The 22,105-nt window shown below is 45.8% G+C and carries 21 protein-coding genes and 1 pseudogene; 3 read left to right on the forward strand and 19 right to left on the reverse strand.

Annotated features, from left to right (window positions below; genetic code table 11):
* Positions 1-95: 95 nt before the first annotated feature.
* The 4 genes from BN1691_RS01050 to BN1691_RS01065 are packed head-to-tail and all read right to left on the reverse strand — an operon-like array spanning position 96 to position 3,369.
* The gene (locus BN1691_RS01050; RefSeq protein WP_048600391.1) at positions 96-1,142 is read right to left on the reverse strand and encodes a hypothetical protein; all 1,047 of its coding nucleotides are present in this window, start codon (positions 1,140-1,142) and stop codon (positions 96-98) included.
* Between the two features lies 1 nt (position 1,143).
* The gene (locus BN1691_RS01055; RefSeq protein WP_048600392.1) at positions 1,144-2,265 is read right to left on the reverse strand and encodes a hypothetical protein; all 1,122 of its coding nucleotides are present in this window, start codon (positions 2,263-2,265) and stop codon (positions 1,144-1,146) included.
* Between the two features lies 1 nt (position 2,266).
* Positions 2,267-2,824, reverse strand: a complete 558-nt coding sequence (locus tag BN1691_RS01060; protein WP_048600393.1) for an anti-sigma factor — start codon at positions 2,822-2,824, stop codon at positions 2,267-2,269.
* On the reverse strand, positions 2,824-3,369 hold the full coding sequence (locus BN1691_RS01065) for an RNA polymerase sigma factor (RefSeq protein WP_076850056.1): 546 nt from the start codon (positions 3,367-3,369) through the stop codon (positions 2,824-2,826). The genes BN1691_RS01060 and BN1691_RS01065 overlap by 1 nt, the downstream gene beginning before the upstream one ends.
* A gap of 197 nt (positions 3,370-3,566) precedes the next feature.
* Between BN1691_RS01065 and BN1691_RS01070 the strand changes: the two genes are divergently transcribed.
* On the forward strand, positions 3,567-4,994 hold the full coding sequence (locus BN1691_RS01070; protein ID WP_231638323.1) for an amidase: 1,428 nt from the start codon (positions 3,567-3,569) through the stop codon (positions 4,992-4,994).
* Between the two features lie 48 nt (positions 4,995-5,042).
* Complete coding sequence (locus BN1691_RS01075; protein ID WP_048600395.1) at positions 5,043-5,978, forward strand: leucine-rich repeat domain-containing protein; 936 nt, start codon at positions 5,043-5,045, stop codon at positions 5,976-5,978.
* 287 nt (positions 5,979-6,265) lie between these two features.
* On the opposite strand, the gene BN1691_RS01080 is transcribed toward BN1691_RS01075, so the two are convergent.
* From BN1691_RS01080 to BN1691_RS01095, 6 genes and pseudogenes are all read right to left on the reverse strand, one after another.
* Positions 6,266-7,342, reverse strand: a complete 1,077-nt coding sequence (locus tag BN1691_RS01080) for an RNA-guided endonuclease TnpB family protein (protein WP_048600396.1) — start codon at positions 7,340-7,342, stop codon at positions 6,266-6,268.
* A 2-nt stretch (positions 7,343-7,344) separates the two neighbouring features.
* Positions 7,345-7,604 (reverse strand): annotated as a pseudogene (gene tnpA / locus BN1691_RS14490) (IS200/IS605 family transposase); the annotation flags it as partial.
* Between the two features lie 130 nt (positions 7,605-7,734).
* The gene (locus BN1691_RS14325) at positions 7,735-7,890 is read right to left on the reverse strand and encodes a hypothetical protein (RefSeq protein WP_156179041.1); all 156 of its coding nucleotides are present in this window, start codon (positions 7,888-7,890) and stop codon (positions 7,735-7,737) included.
* Positions 7,891-7,947: 57 nt separating this feature from the next.
* Positions 7,948-9,525: a YifB family Mg chelatase-like AAA ATPase gene (locus BN1691_RS01085; protein ID WP_048600397.1), complete on the reverse strand. Its 1,578-nt coding sequence runs from the start codon at positions 9,523-9,525 to the stop codon at positions 7,948-7,950.
* A gap of 104 nt (positions 9,526-9,629) precedes the next feature.
* Positions 9,630-10,496 (reverse strand): DegV family protein, encoded by an 867-nt coding sequence (locus BN1691_RS01090; protein ID WP_048600398.1) that lies wholly within the window; start codon positions 10,494-10,496, stop codon positions 9,630-9,632.
* 217 nt (positions 10,497-10,713) lie between these two features.
* Positions 10,714-12,087 carry an MDR family MFS transporter gene (locus tag BN1691_RS01095; RefSeq protein ID WP_048600399.1) on the reverse strand — a complete coding sequence of 458 codons (1,374 nt, stop codon included), beginning with the start codon at positions 12,085-12,087 and terminating at the stop codon, positions 10,714-10,716.
* A gap of 210 nt (positions 12,088-12,297) precedes the next feature.
* On the opposite strand from BN1691_RS01095, the gene mntR reads away from it, so the two are divergent.
* Complete coding sequence (gene mntR, locus BN1691_RS01100; RefSeq protein WP_390621624.1) at positions 12,298-12,741, forward strand: transcriptional regulator MntR; 444 nt, start codon at positions 12,298-12,300, stop codon at positions 12,739-12,741.
* An 84-nt stretch (positions 12,742-12,825) separates the two neighbouring features.
* Here the strand turns inward: mntR and BN1691_RS01105 are convergent, their stop codons facing one another.
* The 9 genes from BN1691_RS01105 to BN1691_RS01145 all read right to left on the reverse strand — a co-directional run bounded on the left by BN1691_RS01105 (position 12,826) and on the right by BN1691_RS01145 (position 22,082).
* Positions 12,826-13,623: a Maf family protein gene (locus BN1691_RS01105; protein ID WP_048600401.1), complete on the reverse strand. Its 798-nt coding sequence runs from the start codon at positions 13,621-13,623 to the stop codon at positions 12,826-12,828.
* 44 nt (positions 13,624-13,667) lie between these two features.
* Positions 13,668-14,348, reverse strand: a complete 681-nt coding sequence (udk, locus tag BN1691_RS01110) for a uridine kinase (protein ID WP_048600402.1) — start codon at positions 14,346-14,348, stop codon at positions 13,668-13,670.
* A 2-nt stretch (positions 14,349-14,350) separates the two neighbouring features.
* Positions 14,351-15,595 carry a peptidase U32 family protein gene (locus BN1691_RS01115; protein ID WP_048600403.1) on the reverse strand — a complete coding sequence of 415 codons (1,245 nt, stop codon included), beginning with the start codon at positions 15,593-15,595 and terminating at the stop codon, positions 14,351-14,353.
* 63 nt (positions 15,596-15,658) lie between these two features.
* Positions 15,659-16,594, reverse strand: a complete 936-nt coding sequence (locus tag BN1691_RS01120) for a peptidase U32 family protein (RefSeq protein ID WP_048600404.1) — start codon at positions 16,592-16,594, stop codon at positions 15,659-15,661.
* Complete coding sequence (locus BN1691_RS01125; RefSeq protein ID WP_048600405.1) at positions 16,591-17,247, reverse strand: O-methyltransferase; 657 nt, start codon at positions 17,245-17,247, stop codon at positions 16,591-16,593. Before BN1691_RS01125 ends, BN1691_RS01120 begins: the two co-directional genes overlap by 4 nt.
* 283 nt (positions 17,248-17,530) lie before the next feature.
* Positions 17,531-18,706 carry an ABC transporter permease gene (locus BN1691_RS01130; RefSeq protein WP_048600406.1) on the reverse strand — a complete coding sequence of 392 codons (1,176 nt, stop codon included), beginning with the start codon at positions 18,704-18,706 and terminating at the stop codon, positions 17,531-17,533.
* A 3-nt stretch (positions 18,707-18,709) separates the two neighbouring features.
* Positions 18,710-20,041: an ABC transporter permease gene (locus BN1691_RS01135; protein WP_048600407.1), complete on the reverse strand. Its 1,332-nt coding sequence runs from the start codon at positions 20,039-20,041 to the stop codon at positions 18,710-18,712.
* 12 nt (positions 20,042-20,053) lie between these two features.
* The gene (locus BN1691_RS01140) at positions 20,054-20,992 is read right to left on the reverse strand and encodes an ABC transporter ATP-binding protein (RefSeq protein WP_048600408.1); all 939 of its coding nucleotides are present in this window, start codon (positions 20,990-20,992) and stop codon (positions 20,054-20,056) included.
* Between the two features lie 25 nt (positions 20,993-21,017).
* Positions 21,018-22,082: a hypothetical protein gene (locus BN1691_RS01145; RefSeq protein WP_048600409.1), complete on the reverse strand. Its 1,065-nt coding sequence runs from the start codon at positions 22,080-22,082 to the stop codon at positions 21,018-21,020.
* Positions 22,083-22,105: the final 23 nt, after the last annotated feature.

The raw sequence follows: 22,105 nt of genomic DNA on the forward strand, positions 1-22,105 counted from the left end.
AGCCTTGTCATATGGACAAGACCTTCCTCAATTCTTACTATGCTATTGAAAGCTCAAGGACTTTAAAACTAACATATCTTGTTTTCACTTCATCCTTATTGTACCCAGACAACATCTAAGCCCTGTCCAGCTTCTACATGGAGCTGATGGCCACCATTCCCTGTTTGCAGTTGGGTACGGTAGAAGGAATCACTCCAGAGCGGGTATCCACCTGGGACTGATGTGCTATTTTCCTCATTGGATTGGCTAGCTTGACTCTCCACCTTCTGCCATTGCAAGAGTTGAGCCACGTCTTGCGAAGGATAGCCTGCTAGCAATTGAAGATTTTGGTCCGCTGATTGGAGGAGGCGCAATTTAAGATCACCTTCCGCTTCGATGCGCCAATCATTCTTTAACTGACCTGGAGTCACTTCTAGAACGCCATAATTCCCACGGATTTCCGTCTTAAGCGAACGAGGTAAGGTAAGCGTAAGATTCGTCCGAAGATGATTAGCAAAACGATAGCTTTCCCTAGCAGGTTTTAGCTTTATATAGAGCGTATCCTCCACCTGATAGGATTGAACAAGAGTAGCAGCCGCCATTTCAGGCAACTGCTCATTCATCCCTACCCATGCAGAATATGTCCCGAATAGATGGATATCTCTTGTATCACTGCCTTCAATCTGCACCGATTCCTCCCCTGTTTCCACCACTAAATATTTGATATCTAGCGGTGTCCCGTATTTCCATGGTAGGAGATCACCATTTTGCAGCTCACTACCAATTTCCCGAGAGATGGCATTGATCAGTCCTGTTGAATTAAAGAAATTTAAGGCGATGGAGGAAAAACCAATGATAGCTACGATAAAGATACTAAAGAGGTCATACCTTACACGTGCATCCTTTCCAACCCGTAAGAGATAGATGAAGATCTCACAGCCAAGGATGATGAGAAGTACCGGCCACCAGAGCTTTATCAGTAGAGTTCCATCCCAATCGAACCACAGAGAAGCAAGAAAGAAAATACCCAGGAGGATGAGGGTGAGGCCCATAGAAAGCGTCCCCACCCGCCAGGTTGCTTTTTTCTCATTATTCGTAGGTTCTACCTTTGTCGGTTCCATTGTCGGTTCCGTGATGTTTATATCATCCATATGGTCTACCATCTTATTCATCCTCCTTTGATGCTTGACTTGACCCAATTGATTTGGGCTGTCGCTTTGGTAGAAGCTTAATCCCACCAGCAATGAGCAGGATGGAGATGAGCAAGCCTTGGAAATAACGATTATACCAATAGTAGAAATTAATCTGAGCATATTGACGCAACAGGTCATCGATTACTGGGAAGAGGAACATATCCAGTAAGTAATAGAGACCAAGAACAATTAAAGTAATGGCCAACCATTTTTGCCGATTGGGCAAATAAGCGATCACCGGTTTATCCTCCCGATTTCCATGCTGATAGTTGGCAATCTGTTGCAAGGCATCGAAAAAGCTATAGAACCACAGAATAGGAATTAAGAAAAGAAACAGTGAAAGTCGTAAGGCATCCAAGACAAAAATCCCTAGTAGGAAGGCAGCCATCAATTGAAGACCCCGTCGTTGCATGCCGAGATACATCTGTGATGCACCTGGGAAAACAGCCAGCACTGTAGCAAACATTCGACTCTTCTTCCCAGTCTCCCGATGTTCCTCCCAATCTTCAAAAACCGACCGATCCACCAAGGTTTCCCCTTGTTGCTTCCGATTCAAGAGCTGCAGAGCATCAAAGAAATTGAGAAACCAGATGATGGGTAAGGCCAACAAAAAGACGAGAAAGCTATCACTGGAGGTGAAGACAGTTACGAAGAGAATCATGGCTGCTGCACCAAAGAATCCCACAAGGAATGTCATTCCTCTTTGCATCAAGCCCATCTGCAAGTGACCAAGACCAGGGATGAAGGAGAGCAGAATGGTAAAGAAGCGTTCATTTTGCTGGTCTAGAGACGTTTGCATTGGTCCATCTGCTGTAACGGCACCATTCCCTCCTTGTACCGTGGCAGGTCTTCGCAGCAAGGTGATCACCATGTCGAAGAAGCTCATCACATAGAAGAACAAGGCGATCACAGCGAAAAATGCTGCAATTCCATCTTGATAGGTTGCAATTCCAATCACTGCTGCCATAAAGAGACTGCCAAAACAGGTGAATGCGTAGAATAGCGCGCGAATATTTTTATTGAGATAAAAGTGTCCCAAGCCAGGAATCAGCGTTAGGATCAACGCGAGAAATTTACTTTTATGCTGATTCATTCTATCGTCCCTCCTTTAACTCTTCATTGATATTGTCCAACCAGCTGCCTACATGCTCCATCATCTGGGTACTCCAAGGTACCTGCTCTTCCAAAATGGGGTTCGCATTGCTGGTAGGATCCTGATTGGTTGCCTGACCAACGATGACAAATAATTGTTCAAAAACACCTGTGGAGAGAAGAACCAGCGTAATCGCTGCCGCCATAGCGTAATGGAGAAAGGTCTGACGAGCGCGACTAGAAAAATGATGATGGTCTGAATCATGCGGTCCATCAGGGCTTAGTTGATTGATTAATGGCTCAACCTTCACTGAAGCTGAAGTTGTTCGCTTGATTTCTGCCATCACGGCATCGCCAAGGTTCAATTCCTGTGGATAGAACTCCTTCATCTCTACAATGCTCTCTTCAGGAACCTGAGAACGATTGGACTCAATACAGCGTAAATATGCTTCTAGACATTGATTACATTGATAGAGATGCTGCTCTAGATCTCCGCTCTCCGCGTTGCTCAACGTATTGTCAAGATAAGCTCGCAACATCCTCTCTGATAGATGATTCATCACCATTCCTCCTTTCGCCAATGCTTTCGAACCCACTGGCGTGCTCGATACAGTTTCGTCTCTACCGTCTTCACGGTCACCTGTAGTTCTTCGGCAATCTCTTGATAGGTTTTTTCTTCAAAATAGTAGGCTACCAGCACCTCACGATAGCCTGCAGGGAGCTCGCTTAACCGCCTTTGCATCTCTGCTTCCTGCTCCCATACAAGCACCTGCTGCTCTGGTGAGGCTGTCTGGGTATGAACGAATGTAGGTTCACCCTGTACTAAGAGAGATAAGCGGACCTGCCGTTCTTCTTTTCTTTTTTCATCGATAGCGAGATTGACAGCAATCCGCATCAGCCAGGTTTTGAATCCTTGTCCTTCATAGCGAGGGAGGGCATAGTAGGCACGGACGAAAACCTGGGTTGTCACATCTCTTGCCCAAGTAGGATCACGTAGGACACCGAAGACCGCTCCATAGACAGGTCCTTGATAGCTTTCTACCAATTGTCGGTATGCCTCTGGTTCCCCTGCAAGGACCTGTTGAATTATGCGTTCGTCTCCAATATGCCTTCCCTCCCCTCTGTTTCACTTTCACCATTATAGACGTTATCCGAATGGGATACCCCTACACTTTTTTTCAAGAAATTTTTTTCATAAAAAAACACGATCTTATGACCGTGCTTTACATTCTGGCATCTTGCCCTTTTTATAGCTGTTTTTGGTATAATGTATGCAAAATATGGAATAGGAGAGGTGAATCTATGAATCTCTTAGAAATGGATGCGACTCTCGTTGCAGAAGCCATACGGCAAGGGAAGCTAACAGCCCAAGAAGCAACAGAAACATATATTGAACGAATTGAAGCAGTGAACCCTACGATTAATGCAGTGGTGGAAAAACGCTACGAAGAGGCGCGGGCAGAGGCGAAAGAGGCTGATCTACAACTCCAAGCAGGCAAGGCAGACGGTCGGCTCTTTGGTGTGCCCATTAGTATGAAAGAATCCTTCGATGTAGCAGGAATGCGAACCACTGGGGGCTTACTCCACCAAAAGGATCGGATCATTCAGGAGGATGCAGAAATTGTGACGCTGCTGAAGCGAGAAGGTGCCATTATTCTCGGGAAAACCAATACACCAGCCCTCTGCTTTTGCCAAGAAACAGAGAATAAATTATACGGACGCACCAATAATCCCTGGAACATCGCCTGTACTGCTGGTGGCTCCAGCGGTGGGGAAGGTGCCCTCATCGCTGCAGGCGGGGCTGCAGTAGGCATCGGATCTGATATTGGTGGGTCCATCCGCTTTCCTGCCCACTTTAATGGCGTCATCGGCTTTAAAAGTGGGAATGGTCAGGTCTCCCAACATGGATCCTATCCTTATAATGAGATCCCCATTCAAGAACGGATGCTCGGGATGGGTGCCATGGCAAAGTCGGTTCGGGACGCTCGCACGATTAATGAGATCATTGCACATCAGGTACCATCTTCTCAGAATCTTCAGGAATTTACCATTGCCATGCCACTTCACCAATTGCATTATCCCATTACCGCAGGAACACAAAAAGCTCTCTTCACGGTAAGAGATGCGGTTGAGACAGATTTCCCCTTGGTCGATGAGACACCACCTTACTACCATGAATCTGCCCTGCTCTGGCAACTGGCCATGTCCATCGATGGGGCACGTAGTGTGGCGACCATTGCTTTTGGGGAGAAGCCACAACGTCCTGTCCGTACCTGGCTTCGCGAGCGGCTTCGTGGCAATACTGACTTACATCGTTATCTGAGCTGGGCCATGGTCGGTGCTTCTCTCTTTGCCCCCAAGCCAAGTAAGGTTGAACGTATTCAGGCAACCATTCTTGAACGTGATCAAGAGGTGCAAGCATACTTAGCGAAGCGTCTCCTTATCCTGCCCGTCTACCATACCCCTGCTCTCCGCCATGGTCAGGTGTATAAAGAGATCTTTTCCGTTCGCCGTACCTTCCGGCAGTTTATGCCCTTCGTAGCCTATGGCAATACCTGGGGCTTACCTTCCCTCACCATCCCTGTGGCTTCTGAATTTGGTATGCCCATTGGTCTCCAAATCTTAAGCGCGGTAGGAAATGAAGATGCCATCTTCCAACTTGGCGAATGGCTAGAACCGCAAGTTCGGGGCTGGAAGTTGGCTGAGGTAGAGATGTCAAAACCATCATGAAGTAGGAGAAATGAATTTAAAAATAATTTTTGAAAAGGTGGTACAACCATGCAGAAACAATCCTTGCTTATCGGACTAGTACTTATAGTTACGCTGTTGGCGATTTTTTCACTTACAGGTGAAGAGGATAAGGTAACAGAGATCCAGGAACCGCTTCCAACACCGATGGAAGATCAGATCGAAATCCCCGATCCTTTTCTTCTTGATGCCCTGATCAAAGCAGGACTGGATACCAATGGTGATGGATTCATTTCCTATGATGAGGCCCTTGCCCGTGAAAACCTAGCAATTAACCAAGCCAATATTGAAAATCTGGAAGGACTTCAATACTTTACGAATCTAAAGCTATTATGTCTAGAGCAAAACTGGATCCATAATATCGAACCCCTTGCTGAATTAACTCAACTTGAATCATTAGAATTAAAGGGGAATAAGATCAGCGATCTTACTCCCCTTGCATCCTTAGAACAGTTAACCTACCTCGATTTGTATAGCAATCGGATCACAGATGTGAGTCCCTTAGCTCGTCTCATCAATTTAGAAAATCTCAATTTGAACTCCAATATGCTCAAGGATGTGAGTCCACTCGCTTCTCTTACAAATTTGGTGGAACTTACGCTTTGGGAGAATGAAATCGTAGACATTAGCCCATTAGCATCACTCACACATCTAAAATACCTTAACCTATTATATAATCAAGTAAGTGATGCAAGTCCCTTAGCTCACCTTATCAATCTTGAAAGGCTAAATCTAAGTCATAATCAGATCGAAATTGAGACTGTCACTCCCCTTGCTTCATTAGAACATCTAAATTATCTTAATCTAAGTGATAATGAAATTGAGGACATTACACCATTAACTGACTTTATCCATCTGAAAACACTCAGTATATCTAACAATCGAATTACTGATTTCTCACCATTGGATCAGCTAACCGAACTTGAAGACATCGATAGCTATAGCAATCCCGGTTCTCCTAATTAACCATCATTCTCGTAAAAACCGTGCCATCCAGACACCTGGCTCCACTTCCACATCAGTTAATCGTTGGAAGTGGAGTTTTTCATAGAGTTGGATGGCAGGTTGATTAGCTGCTCCTGTCATTACACCCCACCTTTTGAGACTCCCACGTCTAAAGACGCAAGCCCTCTACCTTACGGTATCCGGGTGGGATTCTTGCATGACTAAGCGTTCGCAGTCCATTTCTGTTTTGAACAGCCTGCAAGATGAGGGCATCTCATTGCCCCTCCTAAGACAGTGCATCTAGCATCTTAGGCTGATTGACTATGACCATCAATCACAGGTGCGTATCGAATATTCATCGCACCGACTAAATCCCTATGTTTCTGGAAGCCACATTCGCATGTATATTTCCGGTCCTGTGCCTTATTTTTAGCGGAACACTTTGGACATGTTTGACTTGTGTAGGCAGGATTCACATACTCCACTTTAATACCCGCTAAATTCGCTTTGTATTCAATAAATTGAGACAAGCGATAGAATGACCAGTTGTGCAAATTCTTTTCGTTTTTACGGCTTGTTCTTGCCGTCTGTCGGATGTTCGCTAATTGTTCTAAGCGAATGACAGAAATCTTATTTTCTTTAGCAAAATTGATGATTGCACGGCTAACCTTGTGGTCTTGGTCTTTCATATATCGTTGTTCTTTATCATCGAGATTGCGAATGGCGTTTAATTTCTTTAGTTTCCCTAATTTCTTGCGTTTGGATTTGAACATACGTCGGACATACTTGTTCTGTCTGCCATTCCCAAAGAAACGGACCTTTTCATCCTCTGTTACCGCAACCGCAGGGACTTTCAAACCTAAATCTACGCCCATTGTCTTTGTTCCTGTTTCTTCACTTCTAGGAATGGTGACGGAAATTTGTGCAATCCATTTGTTTGATTTTTTTGTGATACGAAGTGTACCTAATTGGTGCTTCAACAAATCGAAAGTACGGTTATGTTTATCCACCAACAATGCACGAATAGGCACTTTCTTTGCTTTTCCATCCATCATCAAAGGTAGATTGATATAAGAGGAGTCCAATGAATAGTTTTGGTTATTCCATACGCAAACAGGTTTCTTGAGGATAGGAATCATCGTGTATTTACTTTTCTTCACTTTTTGAAACACGCTTTTTGCATCTTGAATCGCTTGGTTTTTCACTGCACTTGGAAGATGTGCAGGGACATCTTTTGTCGTCTTTTTCGTGCTTTTCTTTTCAGCGACCATTTCAGAAACAAGTGTGTTCATTGTAGAGATATATTCTTTGCTCATAGCGGTTAAGATAGAGGTTTGTTCTTTTGTTGGAAGCAATTTGACTTTCACTGTGATTGTTTGTGACATACGTTTCACCCCCTTGTTTTTTGCCATAATACCAGCAGGACTAAGTGTTGGCAGTGCATTTAGAAACATATGTGTATGGTCTTTGTCACACTCTAAAGCAACAATGACAGCTTCTAATTCTTCACATATTTCTTGTGCCAACTGTTTGAAGCGTTTCTCTACATCAGCACGAAGGAATATTTTCCTTCTATATCGAGGGCAAAAAAACGAAATGATACTTATTTAATGATACGGTTGTGTTTGTTCGTCTGTATTCGTTCATATGCACATTGTATCAGTTGATTAATAAAACTACAGCAATGAGATATGAAAAATAGTGAGGTTACGTTTTGGATACTTGAAGTATCACAAACCTTACGGTTTCCTGTGGTACTCCGTATCCAACCTCACTTTCATCCCACCCCTAAAGGGTGTGCTATCGCACCGAAGTGGGCTTTCACGTTCGGAAAATCGGTAATATGCGGGAATTCTAATACATACTGAAGCAATTGCTTGGCAATCCCTCTCCGAAAGAAGGCTGGGGCTTGAAGATCTAAGATTTTGATCATATTGTTACTCCTTTCGTTGCTCCTTCGGCTTGATTCGATAGTATCACTGTTTTAACACTAACGTTGCCCATCTCCCCGATCAAGTACACGATATTGAATCGCCTCTAAGAGATGGGGAAGCTGAACTTCTATACTCCCTTCTAGATCGGCAACGGTACGAGCGACCCGTAAAATACGATAGAGACCACGAGGTGATAATCCTAATTGATGATAAGCCTGCTCCAACTGTGCTCGTCCGTTCTGATCCAGCTGCACCACTTGATCCACCTGCTGCGGTGTCAATTGGCGATTCCATTGGATGGTCCAGCCCAACTCCTGATGGCGCTGTCGCTGCATCTGCTGTGCCTTTGCAACACGCTGGGCCATCATAACGGAGCTCTCTTGTTCTTTTCGTTTTCTTCTCCCTAGCAATTCTTCAAAGCTAGCAGGCGGTACCTCCACATGGAGATCAAAGCGGTCGAGGATAGGGCCAGAGAGTCGACTCCGATAACGTTGGATTTGTTGTTGTGTGCACTGACAGCGTTCATCATAGCCCCAATAGCCACAAGGACAAGGATTCATGGCTGCCACACAGAGGAAACGAGCGGGGTAAGTATAGGAGTAATGGGAGCGTTGGATGGAGATCTCTCCATCCTCTAGAGGCTGACGGAGCATCTCCAGCAAGCGCAGGGGGTATTCTAGCATTTCGTCGAGGAAGAGGATACCGCCGTGGGCGCGTGTCACTTCACCAGGGTAGGGAATCTGTCCCCCGCCAAGCAGTCCCGTTGGCGTAATGGTATGATGGGGAGCGCGAAAGGGACGCTGTGTTGAACCAACGTTCTCCCCTTCTCCGCTAATACTCCGAATACAGGCAACCTCTAACCACTCATCCTCCTGCAAGAAGGGTAAGATGGTGGACATTCGTTCTGCGAGCATGGTTTTTCCAGAGCCTGGTGGGCCGATCAAGATGAGATTATGCATCCCACTGCATGCGATGGTGATGGCGCGCTTTACCTGCTGCTGTCCATGCACATCGGCGAAATCCTTACGACTCCCTTGTGCTTCTGCCTGAACAGAGGTAGTCTGCTCTTCCCTTGTCATGGCAAGTTGACTAATGGTTACTTGCGCAATTGAGCCACGCTCCTCACCTTTCGACCATGATAATAGTTCCGCTAGTGAATGAAGTGCTGTGATTTCCATACCTTGTACGGTCTGCGCTTCTCCTTCATTGGCAGCAGGCACCACCGCCTTCGTATATCCACGGGCTTTCCCGGCAAGAAGCATAGGCATTAAGCCTTTGATCTGCCGACAGCTCCCATCGAGGGCCAATTCCCCGAAGAGAAGGGTCTCTTCCAACCAAGGGAGATCAATCTGTTCACTGGCTTGTAGAATAGCAACAGCCAAGGGTAAATCGTAATTGGCGCCTTCCTTCCGTAGATCCGCCGGCGCCATATTCACTGTAATCCGTTGCATGGGGAATACCATGCCAAGATTACGAATCACCGAGCGTACCCGCTCCTTCGCCTCCCGCACCACAGAGTTGGGCAAGCCTACTAACTCAAAAGCAGGTAGACCTTGATGAATGGCCACTTCGATTTCAACGATGGCACCTTCAATGCCAATCAGTGCAGCACTTCTTACTTTGGCATACTTCACCTTCACCCCTCCATACTTTTTTAGTAAAAAAACGGATAAGGCGTATCCGAGGAGGCGTCTTATCCGATGTTGAGCAGATATTAGATTCAATGGTTCGATGTTTGTTAATTTATATGCGGTGCATTCAGGAAGAATAATGCCAAGGTTCTTGGGCCAGAGTGGGCTCCTACTGCACAGCCAATGGGGGTGATAATGAAATGCTTACATCCGAAACGTTCTTCAATAAGTGCTTTTAATTGTTCAGCTGCTTCAAGGTCATCACCATGGAAGATGCCGATCACTTGGTTGGAAAGATCTTTGGCACCACGCTCTGCCATCACTTCCACCATACGGGTGAGAACCTTCTTCCGTCCCCGAATCTTTTCGATGGGAATAAGCTTCCCATCCTCCACATTGAGTAAAGGCTTAATATTGAGGAGTCCCCCAATAAATGCAGCTGTTTTACTCACCCGGCCACCGCGATAGAGATATTCCAAATCATCCACAGTGAAAATATGCTCCATATGCATAGCATTATACTTTGTCGCTTCCACAATCTCAGCTAGGGATTGACCAGCCTGTGCCATCAGTGCCGCTTCACGAACCACAAGTCCATGGCCACCAGATGCACAACGTGTATCGAGGATCTCAAGCTGTAGATCAGGATACTCCTCCAAGACTTCATGTTTCACCATCACTGCTGCGCTATAGGTACCAGATAGCTCTGAAGAGAAGGCCACATAAAAGGCGGGCTGCTTCGCTTCAGCGCAACGAACGAAGACGTCGCGTAGACTTTGATAGGATGCTTGGGAGGTCTTGTAGACTTTACCTTCTCGCATATTCCGAAAGAGTGTTATGGAATCTAAGGTAATGCTATCTAGATATTCTTCCTCACCAAGATAGACAAGCAAGGGAACTACATCGATCCCTAGTTCATCAATCATATCCTTTGGTAAATCTGATGCACTATCGGTGATAATTTTGACATTCATTTATCGTCACTCCCTATCTATGTACACCCTATTTCCACACGAAGTGGAAGTGGGGCATCCTTTTTATCTCCCAACTAAGCATAAATCGCTTAAACATTATATTACCACTTCCATCCTACATGCTCCACAATGATCCTGAATACTACAGAATACTAGATTGCCTACTATTTCGATATTGAAGTGGTTAATTCCTTTTTTTACACGATCCCAGCAGCCTTCACACTTGCTCTCCTGCTCTCCCCTCCTGATAGGCAGGAATACGTAAGGAGAAGAAAAATCCACCCAGGGTGATTAAGAAGCAGGTGATGAAAACATAGAAAAATCCATGAGATAATTGCGGGTTACCTACAAGGGCACTCACATCTGAGGCTCCTGTGGAGAAATTTAGAATGCCTCCTACCACTGCCACTCCAATAGTGGCACCCATATTCCGGGCAAACATCTGTACCGATGTGGAGATCCCCCGCTCTCGCCAGGTAACGGCTTCCTGCACACCGATAATAAAGCTAGTCATGGCGATTCCGAATCCTAGCCCTAAGACAAACATGCTGAAGAAGAGCAAGGGATAGTTAAGGTAAGGGAAGAAAAGAATCAAGATCAAGGCACCACTTAACATGACAGCAATGCCGCTATTAATCGATTTTTTATAGCCTACCTTCATGATTAATCGTCCTGATGGAACCGCCATCAGGTTCCAGCCAATCACCTGACCAAGAATGAGCAGACCGCTTTTTATTGGTGAATATCCTAGCACATACTGGCCATAGAGCGGGATAAAAGTAGGAAGCACAAAGACCCCCATGGTAACCATGACCGTAGATAGATTGATCCAGAGCATCATCGGCTGCTTTAAGAGATCAAGACGGATCAATTGACTTTCACGACGCTTCTCAAAGCCATAGAATAACAGAAAGAGGGCCAAGCTGATACCACCCAGCATTACGCGATCTGTAAGCGTTGTTGAATTGGCTGCCACGATAAATGTCGCAATCGCACTCATCAGGATCATCGCACCGCCAAGATCGATGGGCTGCTTGTCCACCTCCACCTCCTCCTTGAAGAAGGTAATCCCAATAAAGGCCAGGAAGCCAATGGGGATATTGATCCAGAAGATCCAACTCCAGTGGAAATACTCGATCATCCAGCCTCCAAGGAGAGGACCAGAGATCCCTGCAATTCCCCACATCGAGCTGAATAAGCCTTGAATGGTCCCGCGCTGTTCAATGGGGAAGAGATCACCCGCAATCGTCACTGTTAAGGGAATGACACCCCCAGCACCTAAGCCTTGGATCGCACGAAATAGGGCCAATTGTTGCATCGATCCAGCGAAGCCACAGAGGGCAGAGCCAAGGACAAAAAGAAAAATTGCCACTAGGTAGACACGCTTCCGTCCATACATATCCGCAAGCTTCCCATAGAGTGGTACGGTCACGGTGCTCGTCAGCATATAGGCTGCGAAGACCAGGCTATATAATTGAAAATCTCCAAGCAAATGGCTAATTTCTGGTAAGGAGGTACTCAAGATCGTCGTATCCATGGCTGCGAGTAACATCCCCAGCGTTAAGCTTGCTATAATAATCCCCTTGCGCATCGACGTACTCCTCTCACATCCGTAAATCTTTCCAAAGGTATAATTTGCATTCAAGGAAACATTTTTGCTTCTTGAACAATATTTTTGAAATAGAGAAAAATGGCTATAGTATTCAATTCAGATACCCGATATAATAAGAATTAAACCATAATGCATATACATGCTATATGAAGTTGAAAGGTGGAAAAAAGATTGCCTACAACACCTAGTATGGAAGATTATTTGGAGAAAATCTATATCCTCATCGAAGAGAAGGGGTATGCACGTATCGTGGATATTGCCTCGATGCTAGATGTCCTTCCCTCTTCTGCCACCAAAATGGTGCAAAAGCTGGACAAGTTGGGCTATGTGATCTACGAAAAATATCGGGGGATCATCCTTAGTCAAGAAGGGAAAAGGTTAGCCCAGCATATGGTTGAAAAGCATGAGCTACTGGATCGCTTTTTCCACTTGATCGGCGTGAATCCTGAGAATATCTACGAGGAAGTGGAAGGCATTGAGCATCATATCAGTAAACAAACCGCCTTCTGTATCTCCAGCCTTGTTCACTTCTTTGAAGAGAATCCCCAGATTCTTCAGGCCTATGAACAGTTTCGAAATCAACGAGCTGACCAATTACAAACGCGAGAAACAGGGAAGAAGAACACACCCTAACTGGTACCATCACTGGATGGTACCAGTTTTTTAGAGATAACGAGTCTACGATTTCGAAGCATGTGGCTATATGCTTCTTTAACACTATTTAAAGAGACTGATTCCCAGTTGAATGAACATCTGATAAAGCAGGTTAAGAGGAAGTCCCATGATACTATAGTAGTCCCCCTCAATTTTTTCGATGAATACTGCCCCTAAATCCTGGATTCCGTATGAACCAGCCTTGTCTAATGGAATGCCTGTTTTTACGTATGCACGAATTTCTTCATCCGACATGGGCCGAAAGGTCACCTTACTAGCAGTATGGCCAACAATGATTTCTTGTTGACCATCGGACGACTTCGCTACTACACGATACTGACCCGTGTGGCCAAGATGAATGGTGGGGCCATAAGCCCCTGCCTTCTCCAGCGGTTCACCGCTAGCTCCATATGGGCCGAACCCCGCTTCTGGGAAGCGGATTAAGGCGAGACCAGTAAAGACCTGATGCTCCCGCCCAGCTAAGTGCTGTAGCATAGAGACCGCCTCATCCTCATCCTGTGGCTTGCCGAGGATCATCTCATCACAGACTACAATGGTATCAGAACCAATGACAAGATAATTTTGTCCGTACTGAATCTCATCGCCTACCGCTAGCGATTCGTTATTCCATCGGTCCTTCTCAGGTAGTTGAATGGAGCCAGCTTGGATCGCCTTAGCTACATGGCCAGCCTTCTGTTTCGCCAATTCCTCCACCAATTGGTGGGGAGTATGAAGATCCACAAGATGCTCATCGATGTTGGCTGGGCAAGTATGAAAGCGGACACCAATGGATCGCAATAGCTCTTGCCGACGAGGAGATTGTGATGCGAGCACCACATATTCCTCATTCACATGTTTCATCTTAGGCACGCCTCCTCATGCATAGGGCTTAAGCTCTGGAAAATTTAATGGGCAACTGTTGTTTGGATTGAAGACGAATCCTCAGAAGTACTCTCTTTCGCTTGTTCCCGTTGGCGAATAATCGAGCGCACCTTGGTGGCTAATAAGTCGATAGCCACATGGTTCTGACCGCCTTCAGGAATAATCAGATCGGCATAACGCTTCGTTGGCTCCACAAATTGCATATGCATGGGTCTTACCACAGAGAGATACTGCTCCACAACTCCTTCAATGGTACGCCCGCGCTCATGTATATCACGAATCATTCGGCGAAGGATCCGAACATCGGCTGCTGTATCCACATAGATCTTCATATCCATGAGGTTGCGTAGGCCTTCATCCTCTAGGATGAGAATCCCTTCGAGGATAATAACCTCCTTCGGTTCTACCTTCACCGTCTCTTTTGAACGGGTATGCAGGGTATAATCATAGACAGGCTTCTCTACGGTCTCCCCTTCCATTAACTGCTTAAGCTGTTCAATTAATAGATCATTATCAAACGCAAGGGGATGATCGTAGTTGGTCTTTTTTCGTTCTTCGAAGGTGAGATGGCTTTGGTCCTTATAATAAGCATCTTGCTCAATAATGACGACGGACTCCTGAAAACGTGAATAGATTTGTCTTGCTACCGTTGTTTTTCCTGAGCCTGTACCGCCAGCAACTCCAATGATGACTGGTTTCCACATGCTTATAGCTCCTTCCGCATCAGATCGTAGGCTTGTACTGGTTGAGCGACGGGGACTTTCACGATTTGCAAGGGGTGACGAGCCGCATCCAATTCATGCCCTTCTTCATCCCAGATCTGTTCAATCACCTGGGAAAAGTTTTCCCGATCGGGACCAAAGAACTCCACCTCTTGACTCACCTTAAAATGATTCCGTTGTTGAATGGTAGCAAGCTTCTGTACCGGATCATAGGCCAGAACCACACCGGTAAAATCGTACCGTTTCAACTGGTTTGGTTCCTCACCATAGATGATCTCCTCTGAACCAGGAAGATGGAGGGCAAAGGCCTCGGCGGTTGCACGTGTGGCAGCCTTATTCAATTCAGCAAACCACTCTGGTTTCACTACAAAATGCTCTGGATCCTCAAAGTAGGCATCCACCGCTTGACGATAGACCCGTGCCACTGTGGCTACATAGTGTAAGGACTTCATCCTGCCTTCAATTTTAAAGCTATCCACTCCTGCCTCGATCAATTGAGGGATGCGATGAATTAAACAGAGATCCTTGGAACTCATGGTGTAGGGGTCATCCTGCTCTGTAAAAAGCGGAATTTCTAGAGGTTGTCCTGTTGTAGAATTGGGTACAGCCTCAAATAGATCATATTGCCAGCGACAGGATTGGGAACAGCCACCACGATTGGAATCACGTGCTGTCATATGATTGGACATGGTACAGCGGCCTGAATAGGACATGCACATAGCACCATGGATGAAAGCCTCAATCTCTACGCCAGTTTTCTCCTTCATTTCCCGAAGCTCGGCAATGGAGACTTCACGCCCTGTAACCACACGGGGAATCCCCACTTCATCATGCCAAAATTGAACCGCCTGCCAATTGGTTGTGGAGACCTGTGTACTGAGATGAATCTCAAGACCAGGAGCAACTCGCTGTGCAGTCTCAATGATGGCTGGATCAGCCACAATGATGGCATCGATCCCGATCCGTTCCAAGGTCTGTAGATATTCCTCCAGTCCATCCAGATCCTCATCATGGGCAATAATATTGGTGGCAACATACACCTTTGCACCATGCTCATGGGCGAATTGAACCCCTTCCTCCATCTCCGCAAAGGAAAAGTTATCAGCATTGGCACGTAAGCTGTATTGCTGTCCGCCAATATAGACCGCATCTGCGCCATAGCGGATGGCAAACTTGAGCTTCTCCAGGTTGCCTCCCGGTGCCAGTATCTCAGGCTTTCCCACTTCCATCACCCTTCCTCATTCATTTCGTCCAGCTTATCAATTTCATCGATTAATCCGTTTATACTTCTCCTAAAAAATCTGCTCCTTAAAGAAAAAGCCAGTATCCAAGGGCCGAAGCGGTGGTTGAATCGCTTCGATCTCTACCTTCCATGTAAGATCGACGGTAAATTCCTCTGGGTTGGCATAATATGAATCAATGGCCTTTCGGTAAATTGCCACGACCTTTTCATTATACTCGGTGGATTTCATCAATCCTTCGATCTTAACGGCATCGATTCCGCCTTCTAAAACGAGATCAATCCACTCAATCATGCAGATATCAGCAGGGCTCATCATATGTGTTCCCTTGGTATCCTCATAGAGTGGATAGCGCGTATCATCGCGAGTCTCTTCCTTTAGGAACAGATTGCGCACCATGGAGTGATCCTCTTTCTCAAGATTCTTCCCCTGATGGCTATAATAACTGGTTAGCAACTCCCGTTTCGAGTGGAAAATACAGGACATGCCATGAACCTGAACCTGTACCTCAATCTGTGAATTTCGTTTAAATTCAAGCACCTCATCGAGGTTCAGTTCCCGAGCTAAGATAGCGCGAGTGGCACCTTTTCGTCCCCAGAAATTTGCTGTGGTAGAATTCGTCACTGTCATCTCCGTATTCCAGTGCAGCTCCATCTGAGGAGCAAGGCGTTTCACCGTCACCAAGACTGCAGGATCGCCATAGACAACGCCATCCACTCCCGCTTTTTTTAGGAATTCAATATAACCCTCTAATCCTACGATATCTTCATTATGAAGTAATGCATTGACCAGGACATAGACCTTGGCTCCCTGCCCATGGGCAATTGGAACTGTCTCCATGATCATCTCACGACTAAAATAGCCGGCAGGACGTAAGGCATACTGCTCATCGCCAATCACTAAGGCATCCGCCCCAGCCTTCACAAGACGCTCTGCTTCCTCCACATCCTTCGCTGTAACCACCAATTGGGTGGGTGTACGACTCATTTTGTCGACCTCCTCCGCATGCTTAAGACCATCCCATCACCAATAGGAATCCAACTGCTCTCCAGGATGGGATGGTTGGCTAGATAATCATTAAACTTCTGTATTCGCTCCACCAGTTGACGCTTACGGCGGTTATAGAAATGGGTCTCAGTCACCAGACCATGATGTAACACATTATCGGTAAGGATCACACCATCGGTTACGAGGTAAGGGAGATACAGCTCCATAAAACGGATATACTGCCCCTTGGCTGCATCCATAAAGATAAAGTCAAAGGATGGTGGTGTCTGCCATTGGCTGAATGGGTCCAGTGTGGCATCCTCATTGAATAATGTAACGTGCTCACGTACACCGGCTTCTGTCAATGCTTGATGGGCTCGGGCCTGCCACTCTCCATTGATATCGATGGAATAGATGGTGGCCTCTGGTGCTGCTTTTGTCAGCCATAGTGTAGAATAACCGATGGCTGTGCCGATTTCAAAGATGGTACGGGGCTTTTGCATCCGAACGAGCATGTAGAGAAGCTGAGCACTGCTAGGCTGAATGATGGGGATATGCTCTGCCAGCGCTTCCTGTTCCATCCGCTGCATCAGTTCCGAACGTTCTGGAAGATGCACACCAATATATTTCATTATCTCTTCATTCACGATCATGCTGTTCACTTCCTGTACGTATCTTGAAAATCTACCGTGCATTATCATACCATAGTGTACACCGATTGACCATATTGGGGTCAGACCCCCTCTTGTAGTTTGTCCATTACCTGTGCTAATAAAGTAATGAATGGCATGGTCTGGAGCCCATCAATAATTAAAGGATAGTGGAATTGAAAAAGCTCTCTTCATCGTTTCTACGATGATTTGATCCAAAGAAAAAGAAGACTAGGGAATAGACGGAATACTAGAAACCACCTAAACCCTAGTCGTTATTCTCATTTTAATTGACCCGCCGTCGTTCCATCATGAAAAACCCGACTACCATTAGGATCACGCCAATGCCGAGCAGTGAGCCTACCTTAGGCAACACCTGACTCCACGTCCAGTCATAGAGGATGATCCCCTTCATCCCGCTCATTGCATGGTAAACAGGATCAAGTTTTGCAATGGTGAGCAGAGCTTTCGATGTGACGATCTCTAAGGGCCAATATGCTCCACCTAACATGGCAAAGCTAACGGCCACAATGGGTGTAATACTACTGAGTTGCTGCATGTTATGCACCATACTCGAAAGGAATACACCTAAGGCTGAGATGGAGAAGACAAAAGCAATAACCAAGCTAAACAACGGTAATGGCTGATTTCCCCAATCGATCTGGAAGAGCCAATTCCCTAGAAGGATGAGCAGAACAATATAGACCGATCCTACATAGAAGGTGTGAATTAACTGTGCAAGGTAGACTTGCCACCGACCAACCGGGCTGATCTGCAGACGTTTCCAAATCCCAAATTGCTTATCCTCCACCAATTCACCGATAGTAAAAATAATCACGAACATGGAGAAAAAGAGGGTAAATCCCGTGATCCCTTGGATGACTGGATCATAACGAAAAGCCTGCTTTTCATCAAGAATCTTACTCTCTACAGCGATGGGAGGGGAATTCTGCAGACGATCCTGTAACAGCGAATGGATCTCAACTTCTAACGAAGCATGTGGTGTCGGCAGGTTAAGTTCTGATTGGAGAACAGTAACGACGGTGGTAGCCATCTGCTTTTGCCACATCCAATCTTGTAAGGAGCTACGAATAACACCCTCTACAGCAGCAGTAGATGAGGTATCATTCATTTTTACCAGATGCAACTTCCCTTTTCCTGCTGCAAGAGATTGGGAAAAATCAGCTGGTATCAATACTCCTACGGCAGTTTCACCTTGCTGTACACGGCGATTCAACTCCTCCAATGGGGTTACCTTCGCCTCATACTGCTTCAGCTCCTGTAAGCTCGCTACAAATTCACTTCCTTGCTCTCCCTCATCTAGATTGGTGACCACGAGTAAAGGGAGGCCTGACATACCACCAAAGAAGAAGGTGAAGAGAAGGGGCATGATCAGCATGGCCGAATAGAGTCCCCACTTTTGACGTAAGCGTTTAAAGCGAATCCAAAGAATACTTCTCATCCCTTATTCCTCCCTTCTCCATAAGACGAACATGGTCATCAAAATGAATAGTCCACCTGTTACTAGAAAAACTAGTAATTCTCCTTGAAGCGCTGTAAGCTGCTGGCCCTGCATTCCTTTTAAGTATGCTTGTAACCCTGCACCATTGAGGGTATAGGGAGAGAGCTTGACTAAAAACGTTGGTAATGACTGCACCGGTATAAAACTACCACCGACAATGGAGACGAGAGGGATGATGATGGTATCAAAGAGATCAATGAGTCCACGATTCTGTCTGCCTAGGGCCAGTGCTGAAAAGAGTAGAGCAAGGGCAGAAACAGCAAATGCAGCAAAGAGCGAGATCACGAGATAAAGGAACCAGCTACCCCAATTGACCCCTAAGACAAGACTACTGAAAAGACCGATAATAATTAATTGCATGTAGATAAAGATCAAGCTTGCGAAAAAACGCGATGTCAGTAACAGCCCTCGCGATCTGCCTGCAATACGCAAGCGTTCATAGGTATGCAACCGAGACTCTTCCATGGTGTATTGAACGCCATACCCAACGCTGTAGAGGATGAACATCATTGCCATCCCTGCTGCATAGTAGTCGAAGCCAGAAATTTTCTTCACTTTCGCCACACTCTGTTCAAGAAGCTGGATTTCGCCACCCACCTGAGAACTTACATTCTCCATGACCTTAGGAAGTAATTGCTGTAATTGCTCTCCGAGTCCATGTCGAATCCCCATCTCCATGGTGATCTGTTTGGTCCAGACTAGATTGCTCAAGGCTTGAGTATACCCTGTAAGGATCTCCTCAATGATTCCCCCCTTTAAGGATTGATCAGGGTCGGTGTATAACGTGAGTCGCACTTGATTCTGCACGGGGAAGAGCAGATTAGACCAGACATGATACGTAAAATCATGGGGAATCACTAAGATGGCGGTCAGATCCCCTTGAGATAAATGCTCCTTCGCTTCCTCTAGTGATAAGCCTTCCTCCACTTGGATAAATGTGGTAAGCTCTTCGTTTTGCAGAAGCTCATTCACCAGAATACTGGTAGGATCCATCTGCGTTGGCAATTCCTTCACCTGATCCTTTAGAGTTCGTAACCCTTCTTCCTCCACGGGTACTTGCTCAATAACCTGGAGAAGTCGCTCCATATTACCCGCTCCATCATCCTGGTTGATGATGGCCAGCTTTGCGATGCCGATATCCTGCTCTCCCATCACCTTGCCGATGGAGAAACCAAGAATGCTGATCAAGATAATGGGCATTAATAGGGTGATTAACAAGGCTTTTCGATCCCGAAGAATCCGCAATAGATCTTTTTTTATCATCGCTCCAAGCATGTAATTCCCCTCCTAATTTCTCAGCCCTCGACCGGTTAATTGGAGGAAAACATCCTCTAATGTTGGCTTCTTTACCTGTAAGGAGGTAATGTTTACATCGACTACGCCAGCGATCTGTACACATTCCGTCATACATGTTGCATGATCACCATCTGGACAAGTGATGCGATAACGATTCCCCTCCATCTGGACATGGACGAAGTTTCCTTGCTGCAATGCAGGAAGAAGCGCAGGATGGCTTCCTTCCACTTCCATCTCCAATATATTCTGAGCGGTATAGCGTGCCTTTAGGTCCTCTTTCATTCCTTCTGCAATCACCTTACCATGGTCCATGATATAAAGACGCTCACAAAGGAACTCTACTTCCTCCATATAATGACTGGTGTAGAGAATCGTAAGTCCTTCCTTATTCAGTTGCTTGACCGTTTCTAAAATATGATTGCGCGATTGAGGATCGATGCCTACTGTTGGTTCATCCATGATAAGAATTTTTGGATGATGGAGTAGCGCTGCTCCAATATTGACGCGTCGTTTCATCCCACCTGAGTATTGATCAATCCGCTGCTTTGCTTTATCTTGTAAGCCGATCATGGTTAAGACTTCTTCAACCCGTTCCTTCAACACTTTTCCCTGTAGCCCATAAGCTTTGCCAAAGAATTGAAGATTCTCATAGCCACTAAGATCGGGATATAAGGCGATATCCTGAGGAACCACACCCAACACCTTACGAAGAGGCTGCGGGTTGGAAAAAATAGAGTTCCCCATAAAGTGGATCTCCCCTTCATCAGGACGAATGAGGGAGCTGATCATGGAGATCAAGGTGGATTTTCCTGCCCCATTAGGTCCTAGGAGGCCTAGAATCTCCCCTTCTTTCAGGGTTAAATTCACTCCGCTTACCGCTTCAACCTGTTTAAATCTTTTTACTACCTGCTCCACTTCTAGACGTAGCATCGCTTGATTCACTCCTTTTTGGGGGTCAGTCCCCCATTGCTTTAACGCTTAAATGCTTTAATGTAGTGGGGGTCTGACCCCATTCGATGTGATTCTCAGGTGTAAGCGGTGGAAGTTCAATGATGATGGGACGATGGAAATCCCAACGTTGAATAGTTCCTCGCATTTGCACTGCAGTAAAGGGTAGCTCTGCCTCTCCTGCCTCCGTCGGTTTAATAGTGACAACAAATTCTTCTTCCATCAGATAGCCATCCTTATTGATATAGGCCCAATACTCCACTTTATCAAAGTGAATCATCTGGAGTAATTCCTCATACTTCTCCCAGATGGTTGCTGCGGTAAGTGGCTTCCCCTCGATCATCCAGTCCTTGCTATTCATTGCTGTATTCAAGACTGCATTGTACTCTGTATCCGCTGCTAAAATATTGATGGTATTGCGGAAATATTGCTGAAGAATACTGTCATCAAGCTTCACTTCAAACTTCCGCACCTTTAGATCCCCTGCAGGGTGAGGAAGAATCTCCGTGCCGAGGCGGGAAACATCTTCACGGTGCCATAGTTTTTCCCATTCTTGCTCTAAAGCTTTGGGGGTTTCGGGAAGAAAAATTCCATTTCCTTCTGTGATCTTTCGCTCTATGCCTTGACTAAGCTGATTCGAAGTGAGGTTTTTCAAGTCATCGTTGGAAAATGTAATGATCTTAGGAAAAAGCGGGGAGATAAGATAATACTCCTGCTCATTCATATAGATGCTTGCATCCAGTCCTAAATCACCAAGATTAACCTGCAGCTTACCTGCAAGTCGATTCACTTGCCAATCATAAGCATACTGCAGATTGAAGCCTTCGAACTGTAGTAATAGCGGTTGCTCCTGCCGCTTCAGATTCAATTGCTGTTGAAATTCATCGGTCCACTGATACTCCATCTGTATATCTAGCTTAACACGGCCATGGTCCACTTCATATGTCTGCTTCCAAGCATCTTGGAAAACCTCAGCACTAGAAGCTCCACAGCCTGTAAGAATGATGGTAAGTCCCAAAAAGAGAACGATTAGAATCCTCCAATTTCGCTTTATGGTAGTTTGATCGTTCATTACTCTCCTCCTCTCCTTTTTTG

This window comes from Rubeoparvulum massiliense (genome assembly GCF_001049895.1).
GTDB lineage: Bacteria > Bacillota > Bacilli > Rubeoparvulales > Rubeoparvulaceae > Rubeoparvulum > Rubeoparvulum massiliense.

Coding starts and splice junctions, on each gene's coding strand:
- BN1691_RS01115 (WP_048600403.1), bottom strand. CDS start 15,595: ATGGAAGTGGGAAAGCCTGAGATACTGGCACCGGGAGGCAACCTGGAG.
- BN1691_RS01070 (WP_231638323.1), top strand. CDS start 3,567: ATGAATCTCTTAGAAATGGATGCGACTCTCGTTGCAGAAGCCATACGG.
- BN1691_RS01140 (WP_048600408.1), bottom strand. CDS start 20,992: ATGCTACGTCTAGAAGTGGAGCAGGTAGTAAAAAGATTTAAACAGGTT.
- BN1691_RS01075 (WP_048600395.1), top strand. CDS start 5,043: ATGCAGAAACAATCCTTGCTTATCGGACTAGTACTTATAGTTACGCTG.
- udk (WP_048600402.1), bottom strand. CDS start 14,348: ATGTGGAAACCAGTCATCATTGGAGTTGCTGGCGGTACAGGCTCAGGA.
- BN1691_RS14325 (WP_156179041.1), bottom strand. CDS start 7,890: ATGATCAAAATCTTAGATCTTCAAGCCCCAGCCTTCTTTCGGAGAGGG.
- BN1691_RS01135 (WP_048600407.1), bottom strand. CDS start 20,041: ATGCTTGGAGCGATGATAAAAAAAGATCTATTGCGGATTCTTCGGGAT.
- BN1691_RS01145 (WP_048600409.1), bottom strand. CDS start 22,082: ATGAACGATCAAACTACCATAAAGCGAAATTGGAGGATTCTAATCGTT.
- BN1691_RS01095 (WP_048600399.1), bottom strand. CDS start 12,087: ATGCGCAAGGGGATTATTATAGCAAGCTTAACGCTGGGGATGTTACTC.
- BN1691_RS01130 (WP_048600406.1), bottom strand. CDS start 18,706: ATGAGAAGTATTCTTTGGATTCGCTTTAAACGCTTACGTCAAAAGTGG.
- BN1691_RS01050 (WP_048600391.1), bottom strand. CDS start 1,142: ATGGTAGACCATATGGATGATATAAACATCACGGAACCGACAATGGAA.
- BN1691_RS01120 (WP_048600404.1), bottom strand. CDS start 16,594: ATGAGTCGTACACCCACCCAATTGGTGGTTACAGCGAAGGATGTGGAG.
- BN1691_RS01060 (WP_048600393.1), bottom strand. CDS start 2,824: ATGAATCATCTATCAGAGAGGATGTTGCGAGCTTATCTTGACAATACG.
- BN1691_RS01055 (WP_048600392.1), bottom strand. CDS start 2,265: ATGAATCAGCATAAAAGTAAATTTCTCGCGTTGATCCTAACGCTGATT.
- BN1691_RS01125 (WP_048600405.1), bottom strand. CDS start 17,247: ATGATCGTGAATGAAGAGATAATGAAATATATTGGTGTGCATCTTCCA.
- mntR (WP_390621624.1), top strand. CDS start 12,298: ATGGAAGATTATTTGGAGAAAATCTATATCCTCATCGAAGAGAAGGGG.
- BN1691_RS01090 (WP_048600398.1), bottom strand. CDS start 10,496: ATGAATGTCAAAATTATCACCGATAGTGCATCAGATTTACCAAAGGAT.
- BN1691_RS01105 (WP_048600401.1), bottom strand. CDS start 13,623: ATGAAACATGTGAATGAGGAATATGTGGTGCTCGCATCACAATCTCCT.
- BN1691_RS01080 (WP_048600396.1), bottom strand. CDS start 7,342: ATGTCACAAACAATCACAGTGAAAGTCAAATTGCTTCCAACAAAAGAA.